The organism is Bacillus sp. Leaf49 (assembly GCF_001426125.1).
Taxonomy (GTDB): domain Bacteria; phylum Bacillota; class Bacilli; order Bacillales; family Bacillaceae; genus Bacillus; species Bacillus altitudinis.
Map to the genome: position 1 here is coordinate 373,325 of NZ_LMRK01000012.1, position 13,174 is coordinate 386,498.

Here is a 13,174-nt window from a genome sequence, read left to right on the forward strand (position 1 = left end):
ACAACATGGAAACGGAACAAAGTGGGTCTTGGGGAATGAAAGGGGGAGCAAGATGAATAGCCTTTTAATTGTTAACTTGATTGCATTTGCGGCAGTGACCGCTTACGCTGTGTATTTGTTTATTTATCTCATTCGAACACGAGCCGCGTATATTCGTCTTGGCAAAAAAGAAGAATTTCAGAAAGACATGAAAAAACGCTTAGAACGTGTTTGGGTGAATGTGTTTGGTCAAAAGAAACTGCTGAAGGACAAGAAGAGCGGCATCATTCATGTGCTGTTTTTCTATGGATTTATTTTAGTGCAGTTCGGAGCCCTTGATTTTATTATGAAGGGACTTGTTCCAGACAGCGGGCTACCATTAGGTCCGCTTTACGGTGTCTTTACGTTTTTCCAAGAGGTAGTCACACTTCTTATTTTAGTGGCGGTGGTTTGGGCATTCCATAGAAGATATGTCGAGAAGTTAGTCCGTTTAAAAAGGGGCTTTAAGTCAGGGCTTGTCCTTTTGTTTATTGGCGGATTGATGCTGACCGTATTACTAGGAAACGGAATGAACATCATTTGGCATGGGCACTCACTATCAGCAACTGAGCCAATTGCTTCCGGCATTGCTTTCTTGCTGGGCTGGCTGTCACCACTTGCGGCAACAATTGTGTTCTATGTCGCATGGTGGGTGCATCTTCTTATTTTACTGACGTTCTTAGTGTACGTCCCGCAGTCTAAACACGCCCATCTCATCGCTGGCCCGGTCAACGTATTTGTCAGCAGATTGGACCCGCCAGGCAAACTGCAAAAAATTGATTTTGAAGATGAGACACAAGAAACGTTCGGCGTTGGGAAAATTGAAGATTTTCGTCAATCTCAGCTGATTGATCTTTACGCTTGTGTGGAATGTGGGCGCTGTACGAATATGTGTCCGGCGACAGGGACGGGGAAAATGCTGTCTCCAATGGATTTGATTTTACGATTAAGAGATCATTTAACAAATAAAGGGGCTGCCATTACTTCAAAGACACCGTGGGTTCCGCAGCTTGCTTTCAAACAGACGACAGGAAATCAACTGGCATTACAGGCAAGGGGAGCTGGAGCGGAAGAATCTGCGGCGAGCGCAATGTATCATCCTTCTCTCATTGGTGAGGTCATTACAGAAGAAGAAATCTGGGCATGCACGACATGCCGAAACTGTGAAGATCAGTGTCCTGTCATGAACGAACACGTCGACAAAATCATTGATATGCGCAGATACTTAGTGCTGACAGAAGGAAAAATGGATGCAGATGCACAGCGTGCGATGACAAGCATCGAGCGACAAGGGAACCCGTGGGGATTGAATCGAAAAGAAAGAGAAAACTGGCGTGATCTAAGAGAAGATGTGCACGTACCGACAGTGAAAGAACTGAAAAAAGCAGATCAGACCTTCGACTATTTATTCTGGGTTGGATCGATGGGTGCATATGACAATAGAAGCCAAAAGATTGCTCTTGCCTTTGCAAAACTGCTCAATGAAGCAGGGGTTTCTTTTGCCATCCTAGGCAATAAAGAGAAAAACTCAGGTGATACACCGAGAAGACTTGGGAATGAATTTTTGTTCCAAGAGCTTGCTGCAAAAAACATCGAAGAATTTCAAAAAAATGACGTAACCAAAATCGTCACGATCGATCCGCATGCTTACAATTTATTTAAAAATGAATACCCAGACTTTGGACTTGAGGCAGAGGTGTATCATCATACAGAATTACTGGCAGAGCTAGTAAAAGAGGGGAAATTAACGCCTATTCATGAAGTGAACGAAGTCATTACTTTCCACGATTCTTGCTATCTAGGCAGATATAACGAGGTCTATGATCCGCCAAGAGATATTTTAAAAGCCATTCCTGGTGTGACACTGAAAGAAATGGAACGGAATCGTGAATCGGGGATGTGCTGTGGTGCCGGCGGCGGCTTAATGTGGATGGAAGAAGAGACAGGTACTCGAATTAACACAGCGAGGACGGAGCAGGCCTTACAGGTACAGCCGTCCATCATCAGCTCAGGGTGCCCATATTGTTTAACCATGCTTGGGGATGGGACGAAAGCGAAGGAAGTAGAAGAGCAGGTCGGCACATTTGATGTCGCAGAACTTCTTGAAAAATCAGTGTTTGGCGAAACGAGAACGCAGGCTTCATAAAGGTGTCAGGCCGATGGATCGACTGTTCATCGGCCAGTGGACACCGATATTTTATGAACTGTCTAGCATTTATGTAAGCGGTAACAAATAGGAGGGGAAAGAAATGAGCACGACGGTCATTGTATCTGGGGCGAGAACACCATTTGGAAAACTAGGTGGAACTTTAAGTCGTTTGACTGCTGCAGAATTAGGCGGGATGACGATAAAAGCTGCGCTGGAAAGAGCCTCAAATGTTCATGAAGTGGATGAAGTCATCATGGGCAGTGTCCTTCAAGGAGGACAAGGTCAAATTCCTTCAAGACAGGCAGCTAGACATGCAGATCTTCCTTGGTCGGTTCCGACGCAAACCATCAACAAAGTCTGTGCTTCAGGAATGCGCAGTGTCACGACAGCCGATCAAATCATTCGAGCGGGAGATGCCAAGGTGATCGTGGCAGGCGGCATGGAATCCATGTCTCATGCTCCTTATCTTCTGAAAAAAGCACGATGGGGTTACAAAATGGGAGATGGTGCAGTACAAGATGCCATGATTTTAGATGGATTAACCTGTTCGTTTACAGGTGTTCATATGGGTGAGTATGGAAGCATGGCGGCGAAAGAGCTTGGCATTACACGAGAAGAACAAGACCTTTGGGCGTTAAGAAGTCATGAACGAGCCATTGAGGCGCAAAAAAGCGGCTTTTTTAAAAATGAGATCATCCCCGTTACCGTCAAGAATCAAAAAGGAGATCAGCTGATTTCAGAAGATGAAGCCCCGCGGCGTGATACGTCATATGAACGTTTGTCAAAACTGATGCCCGTTTTCGATCAGGCAGGTACGATTACCGCTGGCAATGCACCGGGTGTCAATGATGGTGCAAGTGCGCTTCTATTAATGAAAGACACATACGCCATGCAGCAAGGTGAAAAACCTCTGGCAGTTGTGCTTGGACATGCGCAAGTAGCAGTAGAGGCAAAGGATTTTCCGAAAACACCAGCCTATGCCATCGAAAAAGTGTTAAAGAAAACAGGGAAGCGAGTAGAGGATATTGATTTGTTTGAAATCAATGAGGCTTTTTCAGCGGTTGCATTGGCATGCGAAAAAATGCTTGGGCTGGATCGGCGGAAAATGAATGTGAACGGAGGGGCAGTCGCGATTGGTCATCCGATTGGAGCAAGCGGAACACGTATTATATTGACCTTGATCCATGCACTCAGACAAAGAGGCGGCGGGATCGGCATTGCGTCGATTTGCAGCGGCGGAGGTCAAGGTGATGCGATCATGATCAAGGTGGATTAAAAGGGAGGCGTTCATTGTCATGAGTATAGAAGAGACCGTCATGGTCGTTGGGGCTGGTCAAATGGGCTCGGGTATTGCCCAAGTATTTGCACAGTCAGGTTATACCGTCCTGCTCCATGATACGGCAGAGGAGCAGATTCATCGAGCCATTTCCTCTATGACCAAACAACTGACGAAACGAGCAGAAAAAGGAAAGCTGGCACATCAGGCAGTCCGTGATATTACACAGCGACTGGCTGTTTCAACAGATTTAAAGGATGTACAGCAGACGCATTTAGTGATTGAAGCCGCATCTGAACAAATGAAGATCAAAAAACAAATCTTTGAAACCCTCGATCAATTTGCACCTGATGACACGATATTTGCGACAAATACGTCTTCCTTGTCGATCACAGAATTAGCAGCCGTGACGAAACGGCCTGAGAAAGTGATTGGCATGCATTTTATGAATCCAGTTCCCGTGATGAAACTTGTGGAAGTAATCCGTGCGCTACAAACGGATGATGCCACGTACCAATTTGTTTTTGACACCGCGAAGAGATTAGACAAAACCCCAATAGAAGTGGAAGACTTCCCTGGGTTTGTGTCAAACCGTATTTTGATGCCGATGATCAATGAAGCCATTTATACCCTTTATGAAGGCGTGGCAGATGTAGAAAGTATTGACGGCATCATGACGCTTGGAATGAACCATCCAATGGGCCCGCTTCGTCTCGCCGACCTCATCGGGCTCGATACTTGTTTATTTATTATGAATACCCTTCACGAGGGTCTTGGAGATAGCAAATATCGACCTTGTCCTCTTTTGAAAAAATATGTGAACGCAGGCTGGCTGGGCAAAAAGACAAAGAGAGGTTTTTACACTTACCACGACCACTCATAGGGGGAGTCAAGATGGATGTGTTGCTGACAGAAAAACAACGTCTTTGGAGAAAACGAGTAGCAGAATTTGCACGCCAGCATGTATTCCCTGAAATAGAAGCGATGGAACAGGGCGTGTTCCCGAAAACGCTTTTAGCTGAAATGGGTCGGCAAGGCTTTTTAGGCATTCCGATCCCAGATCAGTATCACGGATTAGGGGCAGGTTTCACAACCTATATCATGGCGATTCATGAATTTTCCAAAGTAAGTGCAACCATCGGTGTCATTGTATCCGTTCATACATCCGTTGTGACGATGCCGATTTTGGCGTTTGGAACGACTGAACAAAAAGAATCCTACGTTCCCAAGCTTGCGTCCGGGCAGAAGCTGGGCGCCTTTTGTCTAACTGAACCGAAGGCAGGATCAGATGCCTCTAGTATTCAGTTGAAAGCAGAGCGCACAGACGATCACTATGTGTTAAATGGAACGAAAATTTTTATCACAAGCGGCGGTGAAGCGGAAGTCTATCTTGTATTTGCCGTGACAGACCCTACTTCTGCTAAGAAAAATATATCAGCGTTCATTGTGGAGAAGGGGACACCAGGATTTACGATCGGAAAAGATGAGAAGAAAATGGGCCTGCATGGATCAAAAACAGTCACACTTCATTTTGACGGTGTTCGAATTCCAAAAAAACAGCTGCTCGGCGCAGAAGGAGAAGGCTTTCGGATTGCCATGTCTAGCTTAAATGCGGGGAGAATTGGTATTGCGGCTCAAAGCCTTGGTATTGCAGAAGCCGCATTAGCTGAGGCGGTGACGTATTTAAAGCAGCATCCAGCTGGCCTTGAAACGACCATTCGGTTGGGCGATCTGGGCACCAAGCTGGAAGCGGCAAAACTTCTTGTCTATCAAGCAGCTTCTTATAAAGAGGCCAATCGCCCTGTCACGAAGGAAGCGTCGATGGCGAAGTTATTTGCATCTAAAACAGCGGTTGATATTAGTACTGAAGTCATCCATTTGCTTGGTCTAGCCGGTTACACGAAGCAATACCGAGCAGAGCGGTACTTTCGTGATGCGAAAATTTGTGAGATTTATGAAGGAACAAGTGAAATACAAAGGCTGGTTATTTGTAAACAGCTAATATGAAGTGAGGTGGCTCATGATGCAGTTCCAATTAAGTGACGAACACGAAATGATACAAAAAATGGTGAGAGATTTTGCGAAAAATGAAGTGGAGCCAACAGCAGCAGAGCGAGATGAAACAGAATCGTATGATCCCGCTATTTTTCGTCAAATGGCGGAGCTTGGTTTAACGGGAATCCCTTGGCCAGAAGAAAATGGGGGGATTGGTAGTGATTATTTGGCCTATGTCATAGCGGTTGAAGAGCTCTCACGAGTGTGCGCCTCAACAGGCGTCACCCTATCTGCTCACACATCACTCGCCTCATGGCCAATCTATACATTCGGAACAGATGAGCAAAAGGAGACGTATTTAAAGCCGCTTGCAACGGGTCAGAAGATCGGCGCATACGCACTGACCGAGAGCGGCTCGGGTTCAGATGCCGGCGGAATGAAAACAACAGCAGTAAAAGCAGGAAATGAATACGTCTTGAACGGGGCGAAGATTTTTATTACAAATGGTGGCATTGCGGATTATTATATTGTGTTTGCTGTTACTGACCAGGATGCTTCATCCCGCAATACAACCGCTTTTATTGTAGAAAAAGAGACGCAAGGCTTTTCAATAGGCAAAAAAGAAAGCAAACTGGGCATACGCTCATCGCCAACGACAGAAATCATCTTTGAAGACTGTCGTATACCCGAAAGGAACCGGCTTGGTCAAGAAGGAGAGGGATTTAAAATAGCGATGATGACACTTGACGGCGGCAGAAACGGTATTGCCGCACAAGCTGTTGGTATTGCTCAAGGTGCTCTGGATGCAGCAGTCAATTATGCAAAGGAGCGCAAACAATTCGGTAAACCAATCATTCAGCAGCAAGGCATTGCTTTTAAGTTAGCGGATATGGCAACGGCAATTGAGGCCTCAAGACTGCTCACTTATCAGGCAGCTTGGCTTGAAACGAAAGGGCTTCCGTATGGGAAAGAATCAGCTATGTCCAAGCTCTTTGCCGGTGATACAGCCATGAAGGTGACGACAGAAGCTGTACAAATCTTCGGCGGATACGGCTATACAAAGGATTACCCAGTCGAACGCTACATGCGTGATGCGAAAATCACTCAAATCTATGAAGGTACACAAGAAATCCAGCGGCTGGTCATCTCACGGAAACTGCTAGATATGTAGAAACGAAGCAAAGACCACCTGATGTGAGGTGGTCTGTTTTTGTGTGAAATGTGAAATCTCTCCAATATGATCTCATATCACCTGATCACTATGGTAAAATTGGGAAAAGAACCAAAATGGAGGTTATCATGATGAACACAACATTTATTGGCATTTTAGGAATCGTCACGATGATCATATGGATTATGGTCTCCACAGAGCTTTCAAAGTCTCCAAAAAGGAAGGAAGAAAAAGAAAACAGCCGCAGAAAACTCATTGTACTCGTGTCTGCGGGCACTTTATTCACCGTACCTTTGGTTTTTTCACTCATTCAGAATATCCAGCTGTAACATATCCATTCGACTAAACCGCTGCTGTCTGTTTTAATTTCACCCATTTGAAAAAAACAAAACGGACAAGCGGTCCCATAATCAACATTTGCAAAGGGAACGCCAACATGACATTATGACCGAAAATCGTTAAGTAATCAGATAGAATCGATTGTGTTTGAAATCCTGTGCTGATGCTTTGAACGACATATCCGCATAAAGACATGAGACACACCATCCCAAACACGATAAAGATAGAAAGAGTGAGAATAAAATAGATTTTCTTGCCTTTTGGGGCAAAACGGTTGGCTGCTTTTTTTGCTGAAGGCCCAACAATACACATCTCAATCAACAACGTGATAGCAAAACCGATCACATAGGTGAGTACACCTTCTAACCATGTCATATGTCCAAGCCGTCCATTTAGAAATAGGTTATAAAAGAACATCACTGAAAACATACAAAAACACATCAAGACACCAAATTGTATATCTTCTTTTTTTGTCATTGGCAATTCGATCAACCTCTCAAAATTAGTCTATTTATTATAGATTTCTGTTTCAATTCGTCGTAAGTGAACATTTTGTGAAGGAATAAATCCCCTTTTTTAAGAAGAGTAAATGGCTTTGTATTCATCAAAAGAGAAGACAAAAAAGCATGCAAAACGTGTGCTTCACACATGAATTGTGCCAATTCGGCACAAATGATTGACCGCTAGAGGCTCCTCTTGTGAAAAAATCAAAAATTAACATCAATAAAGGTGGCATAAACTCCCCTAATTTGTTTATAATGAGAGGTATGGTTTGTCGTAAGAATAAGGTATAAATACTTATTATTTCACTGATAAATGGATACATACATGTAATAGAAAGGGAGTGTCTGACCTTGAGTTTGAAAGAATACTCACAGGAACAGCTCAAACAAATGTCTTTAGTTGAACTTGCTTATGAAATTTTCAGAGACAGCAAAACGCCGATTACGTTTTCCGAGTTAATAGATGAAATGGTCCGTTTGCAAGGGATACAAAAATCTGATCTTGATGATCGACTTGCTCAATTTTATACAGACTTAAATATAGATGGCCGCTTTATTTCGTTAGGTGATCAGAGATGGGGACTTCGCAGCTGGTATCCAGTTGATCAAATCGAAGAAGAAGTTCAGCCAGCTGTGAAAACAAAAGCGAAAAAGAAAAAAACAAAAGCTGCTGTCGTTGAAGAAGACTTCGATGATATTGAAGAGGAAGAAGAAATCGACGAGCTTGAAGAAGATCTTGATCTTGTTGAAGACGACGAGGACCTTGACCTAGACGATGAAGAAATCGATGAAGAGATAGAAGAGTTCGACGAAGATGATGATGAAGATGATGACGGCTTAACGGAAATTGATGAAGACGATTTAGACGATGATGAGGAAGACAAATAACCCTCACAAACCGGTCCTGAAAACAGGACAAAACCGTCTTGACTTTCCAGAGCGAACTATGTAGTATGTATTTTGGGCTCTCTAAAAAAGAGTACGTAAAGATACGTTCATTTACGCTCCCTTTCATTTATTTGAAAGGGAGCTTTCTTATTTTTCAAGAGATTTAGGGATACACTCTAAAAGGATGAAGCTGTGCATGTCTAGTCATGCAAGGGTAAAAAAGAGAGGAGCATACGAAATGACAAAGTATATTTTTGTAACAGGAGGAGTTGTTTCCTCACTTGGAAAAGGGATCACGGCTGCATCGTTAGGCCGCCTTCTGAAAAATAGAGGGATGGATGTCACCATTCAAAAATTTGATCCATATATCAACGTAGACCCAGGGACAATGAGTCCATACCAGCACGGTGAGGTATTTGTCACAGACGACGGTGCTGAAACAGACCTTGACTTAGGTCACTACGAGCGTTTCATTGACATTAACTTAAATAAGTACAGCAACGTTACAACAGGTAAAATCTACTCTACTGTTTTGAAGAAAGAGCGCCGTGGCGACTACTTAGGTGGAACAGTACAGGTTATTCCCCACATTACAAATGAAATCAAAGACCGTGTGTACCGTGCAGGGAAAGAAACGGGTGCAGATGTTGTCATTACAGAAATCGGTGGAACAGTTGGAGATATTGAATCCCTTCCATTCCTAGAAGCGATTCGTCAAATGAAGAGTGACATTGGCCGTGAAAACGTGATGTACATTCATTGTACCCTTGTTCCTTACATCCGTGCTGCAGGCGAACTGAAAACAAAACCAACACAGCATAGTGTAAAAGAACTTCGTAGTCTAGGTATTCAGCCAAACGTCATTGTGGTCAGAACTGAAATGCCATTGGCACAAGACATGAAGGACAAAATTGCGCTATTCTGTGATATTGATACGAAAGCAGTCATCGAATGTCAGGATGCAGATACCCTTTATTCGATTCCGCTTGATTTACAAAAACAAGGATTAGACAAGCTTGTATGTGAGCACATGAAGCTTGACTGTCAAGATGCGGACATGACGGAGTGGACGGCGCTTGTTGATAAAGTGCAAAACCTTTCAAAACAAGTCACAATTGGTCTTGTAGGGAAATATGTTGAGCTGCAAGATGCATACATTTCTGTCGTTGAATCACTTCGTCATGCGGGCTATGCATTTGATGCGGATGTTCAAATCAAATGGATCAACGCAGAAGAAGTCACATCAGAAAATATGGCTGATTTCGCTCAAGATGTAGACGGCATTATTGTTCCTGGAGGCTTCGGAGACCGCGGAGTAGAAGGGAAAATCATTGCAACACAATATGCGCGCGAAAACAAAGTGCCATTCTTCGGAATTTGTTTAGGTATGCAAGTCGCATCTATCGAATATGCGAGAAACGTACTAGGTTTAGAGGGAGCACATTCCGCTGAAATTGATCCAGAAACAGCATTCCCAATCATCGACCTTCTTCCAGAACAGAAGGATGTTGATGACTTAGGTGGAACACTTCGCCTCGGCCTATACCCTTGTAAATTAAACGAAGACTCAAAAGCATTTGCTGCATACAATGACGAAGTCGTGTACGAACGCCACCGTCATCGCTATGAGTTTAATAACGAATTCAGACAGCAAATGGAAGCAGCAGGTTTTGTCTTCTCTGGTACAAGCCCAGACGGACGCCTTGTTGAAATCATTGAACTGAAGGATCACCCATGGTTCCTTGCTTCTCAGTTCCATCCAGAATTCATTTCAAGACCGACAAGACCACAGCCGTTATTTAGAGATTTCGTTGGTGCTTCACTACAGGTATCTGAATCAAAATAAAACAAAAAACTGCCGAGAATATCATCTTCTCGGCAGTTTTTTTATTCATATTCCTCAACGATTTCTTTCACAGTAAACGATAGAGCATGGTAGACATATAAGCAGGTCATCAATGCAGGATAGCCGAACCTTGTTCCATCTTCAGCAGGCACAAGTGGTTTTTTGAGCTGAAAATCAATGTGGACATCACAATGCTCTTCAATGAATGACGTCTCCTTTTGTGCAGGACCGACCCCGACAATAGGTGTACCTTGTTCGTGCAGCTCTTTGACAAGGGATTGAATCTCTTGATCTTCTGGATCTGAATAAAATAAAAGCACCCTGTCACTTGGATGAAGTAAGCTGCGCTCCTTTTGATCCAGCGGCAGAACCTTCGCACCCGGAAACGGCTCCTTGCTCTCAGATGCCTCTAAGGCTACAGCCGCCAGTTCATTCTTGCCATGAAAATACACGGCATGTCCACTGACAACGGCCTGAGCAAGAAGGCGTGCACCGTCTTCGATCGCTTCGGCCTGCTTATCTCCAATACGTGAAAAAATACCTGATAATTGGGTAGTGAAAATTTTTAACAAGACTCATTTCCTCCTTCTGTCAGATCATTTTATAATAGAATATAAAGAGAATATTAGGAAAAATGCTCAGAAAATGTCGTAAAGTAAACTATTATAATTAAAGGAAATGTGAAAATCAAACAGAATTATTTAACAACAGCTCTTTTTATGGCGAAAAATGAAAGCAATGGGGTGTAACAGATGAATGAGAAAATTTTAATTGTCGATGATCAGTACGGTATTAGAATATTGCTGAATGAAGTGTTTCATAAAGAAGGCTATCAAACCTTTCAAGCCGCTAACGGACTACAGGCATTAGATATTGTGAAAAACCATAGACCAAATCTCGTCCTGCTTGATATGAAGATTCCCGGAATGGATGGCATTGAGATTTTAAAACGCATGAAATTAATTGATGAAGACATCCGCGTGATCATTATGACAGCTTATGGCGAACTAGATATGATTCAAGAGTCTAAAGAGCTCGGTGCATTAACGCATTTTGCTAAACCATTTGATATTGATGAAATCCGTGATGCAGTCAAAGAATACTTGCCGCTCGAAACAAATGGCTAGATGGAAATGATTGAATCAAGTCATTCTGTTGCCGATTTGTCGAATAATTGGTATTCTAGATAAGAAGAAGAAAGCGATCTGACTTTGAAAGTTTACATATGGCGAGAAATTCTGGTCATGCTAGGGTGGAGAGCTTTTTTTAGTAAGCAAATTAGCTACATAGGGAGGATTTTTCATCATGCCTTTAGTTTCAATGACAGAAATGTTGAAAGACGCAAAGGAAAAAGGTTACGCTGTTGGACAGTTTAACTTAAATAACTTAGAATTCACGCAAGCGATTTTACAAGCTGCTGAAGAAGAGAAATCTCCAGTTATCTTAGGAGTATCTGAAGGAGCAGGACGCTACATGGGCGGCTTCAAAACAGTTGTCGCAATGGTAAAAGCGTTAATCGAAGAATATAATGTAACAGTTCCTGTTGCGATTCATTTAGATCACGGTTCAAGCTTTGAATCTTGTGCAAAAGCCATTCATGCAGGATTTACTTCTGTGATGATTGATGCTTCTCACCATCCATTTGATGAGAACGTAGCGACAACTGCAAAAGTAGTTGAGCTTGCACATTTCCACGGTGTATCTGTAGAAGCTGAGCTTGGAACTGTTGGTGGACAAGAAGACGACGTCATCGCTGAGGGCGTTATTTATGCTGATCCAAAAGAGTGCCAAGAGCTTGTAGAACGTACTGGTATTGACTGCCTTGCGCCTGCACTAGGTTCAGTTCATGGTCCATACAAAGGTGAACCAAACCTTGGGTTCGCTGAAATGGAAGAAATCGGTAAAACAACTGGACTTCCACTTGTTCTTCACGGCGGAACAGGTATCCCAACTGCTGACATCAAGCGTGCGATTTCACTTGGTACAGCAAAAATCAATGTAAACACTGAAAACCAAATTGCTTCTGCGAAAGCAGTTCGCGAAACACTTGCTGCAAAAACAGAAGAGTATGATCCACGTAAATATCTTGGACCAGCTCGTGACGCAATTAAAGCGACTGTTATCGGCAAAATGCGTGAATTTGGTTCTTCTAACCAAGCATAATTTGATGAGAACCGAAAGCCGCCTGAGTCACAGGCGGTTTTCTCCATATCTTGAGAAAGCGCAATCAAATTTACATTTCAGACAATTTATTGATAGGAGAGTGGCACAGTTATGTTATTTTTCGTAGACACAGCGAATATCGCAGACATCAAAGAGGCACACGAGCTTGGCATTTTAGCAGGCGTGACAACAAACCCTAGTTTAGTAGCGAAAGAAAAGGACGTATCGTTCCACGACCGCCTTCGTGAAATCACTGATGTGGTATCAGGTTCAGTTAGTGCGGAAGTCATTTCTCTCAAAGCAGAAGAAATGATCGAAGAAGGAAAAGAGCTTGCTGCTATTGCGCCAAATATCACAGTGAAAATCCCAATGACAACAGACGGTCTTAAAGCGGTTAAAGCGTTAACTGACCTTGGAATTAAAACAAACGTCACGTTGATTTTTAGTGCAAACCAGGCACTTCTTGCAGCTAGAGCTGGTGCGACGTATGTCTCTCCATTCCTCGGCCGCTTAGATGACATTGGCCAAAATGGTCTTGATCTCATTAGTGAAGTGAAAACCATTTTTGATGTTCATGGATTAGATACACAAATCATTGCTGCATCCATTCGTCACCCGCAGCATGTGACAGAAGCTGCGCTTAGAGGTGCTCATATCGGCACAATGCCGCTGAAAGTCATCAAGCAGCTGACAAAACACCCATTAACGGATGCAGGCATTGAGCAATTTTTAGCAGACTGGAATAAATAAGTGATTGTGGCAGACGGATACGCGTCCGTTTGCCGCAGTTTTCCTTAAATACGCTAAGAAATGTTTTGTGCAAAGA

13 protein-coding genes are annotated in these 13,174 nt (G+C 43.3%); 11 read left to right on the plus strand and 2 right to left on the minus strand.

The window, feature by feature from the left end; all coding sequences use genetic code 11:
• Nucleotides 1–52 precede the first annotated feature (52 nt).
• The 6 genes from ASG46_RS08670 (at nt 53) to ASG46_RS08695 (ending at nt 6,938) form a co-directional block, all read left to right on the plus strand.
• Entirely contained in the window at nt 53–2,164 is a 2,112-nt protein-coding gene (locus ASG46_RS08670; protein ID WP_024718768.1) for a (Fe-S)-binding protein, read from the plus strand.
• A 103-nt stretch (nt 2,165–2,267) separates the two neighbouring features.
• Nucleotides 2,268–3,443 (plus strand): acetyl-CoA C-acetyltransferase, encoded by a 1,176-nt coding sequence (locus ASG46_RS08675; protein WP_056704206.1) that lies wholly within the window; start codon nt 2,268–2,270, stop codon nt 3,441–3,443.
• Between the two features lie 19 nt (nt 3,444–3,462).
• Nucleotides 3,463–4,326 carry a 3-hydroxybutyryl-CoA dehydrogenase gene (locus ASG46_RS08680; RefSeq protein ID WP_056704208.1) on the plus strand — a complete coding sequence of 288 codons (864 nt, stop codon included), beginning with the start codon at nt 3,463–3,465 and terminating at the stop codon, nt 4,324–4,326.
• An 11-nt stretch (nt 4,327–4,337) separates the two neighbouring features.
• The gene (locus tag ASG46_RS08685; RefSeq protein ID WP_056704210.1) at nt 4,338–5,450 is read left to right on the plus strand and encodes an acyl-CoA dehydrogenase family protein; all 1,113 of its coding nucleotides are present in this window, start codon (nt 4,338–4,340) and stop codon (nt 5,448–5,450) included.
• A gap of 16 nt (nt 5,451–5,466) precedes the next feature.
• On the plus strand, nt 5,467–6,609 hold the full coding sequence (locus ASG46_RS08690; RefSeq protein WP_046526729.1) for an acyl-CoA dehydrogenase: 1,143 nt from the start codon (nt 5,467–5,469) through the stop codon (nt 6,607–6,609).
• Nucleotides 6,610–6,740: 131 nt separating this feature from the next.
• Nucleotides 6,741–6,938, plus strand: a complete 198-nt coding sequence (locus ASG46_RS08695; RefSeq protein ID WP_034647437.1) for a hypothetical protein — start codon at nt 6,741–6,743, stop codon at nt 6,936–6,938.
• Nucleotides 6,939–6,951: 13 nt separating this feature from the next.
• Here ASG46_RS08695 and ASG46_RS08700 read toward each other — a convergent pair whose 3' ends face one another.
• Nucleotides 6,952–7,425 carry a DUF2798 domain-containing protein gene (locus ASG46_RS08700; RefSeq protein ID WP_370539276.1) on the minus strand — a complete coding sequence of 158 codons (474 nt, stop codon included), beginning with the start codon at nt 7,423–7,425 and terminating at the stop codon, nt 6,952–6,954.
• Between the two features lie 377 nt (nt 7,426–7,802).
• Between ASG46_RS08700 and rpoE the strand changes: the two genes are divergently transcribed.
• A complete protein-coding gene (gene rpoE / locus ASG46_RS08705; protein WP_017360054.1) occupies nt 7,803–8,339 on the plus strand; it encodes a DNA-directed RNA polymerase subunit delta in 537 nt (178 codons plus the stop codon).
• Between the two features lie 238 nt (nt 8,340–8,577).
• Nucleotides 8,578–10,185, plus strand: a complete 1,608-nt coding sequence (gene pyrG / locus ASG46_RS08710) for a glutamine hydrolyzing CTP synthase (RefSeq protein ID WP_056704211.1) — start codon at nt 8,578–8,580, stop codon at nt 10,183–10,185.
• A 41-nt stretch (nt 10,186–10,226) separates the two neighbouring features.
• Here the strand turns inward: pyrG and ASG46_RS08715 are convergent, their stop codons facing one another.
• A complete protein-coding gene (locus ASG46_RS08715) occupies nt 10,227–10,757 on the minus strand; it encodes a DUF2529 domain-containing protein (RefSeq protein ID WP_008343445.1) in 531 nt (176 codons plus the stop codon).
• A gap of 180 nt (nt 10,758–10,937) precedes the next feature.
• Here ASG46_RS08715 and ASG46_RS08720 point away from each other — a divergent pair, with 180 nt between their 5' ends.
• From ASG46_RS08720 to fsa, 3 genes are all read left to right on the plus strand, one after another.
• Nucleotides 10,938–11,312: a response regulator gene (locus ASG46_RS08720; protein WP_003214681.1), complete on the plus strand. Its 375-nt coding sequence runs from the start codon at nt 10,938–10,940 to the stop codon at nt 11,310–11,312.
• Nucleotides 11,313–11,490: 178 nt separating this feature from the next.
• Nucleotides 11,491–12,348 carry a class II fructose-bisphosphate aldolase gene (locus ASG46_RS08725; RefSeq protein ID WP_007497678.1) on the plus strand — a complete coding sequence of 286 codons (858 nt, stop codon included), beginning with the start codon at nt 11,491–11,493 and terminating at the stop codon, nt 12,346–12,348.
• Between the two features lie 111 nt (nt 12,349–12,459).
• On the plus strand, nt 12,460–13,098 hold the full coding sequence (gene fsa / locus ASG46_RS08730) for a fructose-6-phosphate aldolase (protein WP_003215343.1): 639 nt from the start codon (nt 12,460–12,462) through the stop codon (nt 13,096–13,098).
• The last annotated feature ends 76 nt before the right edge of the window (nt 13,099–13,174 follow it).

Coding starts and splice junctions, on each gene's coding strand:
- ASG46_RS08670 (WP_024718768.1), top strand. CDS start 53: ATGAATAGCCTTTTAATTGTTAACTTGATTGCATTTGCGGCAGTGACC.
- ASG46_RS08675 (WP_056704206.1), top strand. CDS start 2,268: ATGAGCACGACGGTCATTGTATCTGGGGCGAGAACACCATTTGGAAAA.
- ASG46_RS08680 (WP_056704208.1), top strand. CDS start 3,463: ATGAGTATAGAAGAGACCGTCATGGTCGTTGGGGCTGGTCAAATGGGC.
- ASG46_RS08685 (WP_056704210.1), top strand. CDS start 4,338: ATGGATGTGTTGCTGACAGAAAAACAACGTCTTTGGAGAAAACGAGTA.
- ASG46_RS08690 (WP_046526729.1), top strand. CDS start 5,467: ATGCAGTTCCAATTAAGTGACGAACACGAAATGATACAAAAAATGGTG.
- ASG46_RS08695 (WP_034647437.1), top strand. CDS start 6,741: ATGAACACAACATTTATTGGCATTTTAGGAATCGTCACGATGATCATA.
- ASG46_RS08700 (WP_370539276.1), bottom strand. CDS start 7,425: ATGACAAAAAAAGAAGATATACAATTTGGTGTCTTGATGTGTTTTTGT.
- pyrG (WP_056704211.1), top strand. CDS start 8,578: ATGACAAAGTATATTTTTGTAACAGGAGGAGTTGTTTCCTCACTTGGA.
- ASG46_RS08720 (WP_003214681.1), top strand. CDS start 10,938: ATGAATGAGAAAATTTTAATTGTCGATGATCAGTACGGTATTAGAATA.
- ASG46_RS08725 (WP_007497678.1), top strand. CDS start 11,491: ATGCCTTTAGTTTCAATGACAGAAATGTTGAAAGACGCAAAGGAAAAA.
- fsa (WP_003215343.1), top strand. CDS start 12,460: ATGTTATTTTTCGTAGACACAGCGAATATCGCAGACATCAAAGAGGCA.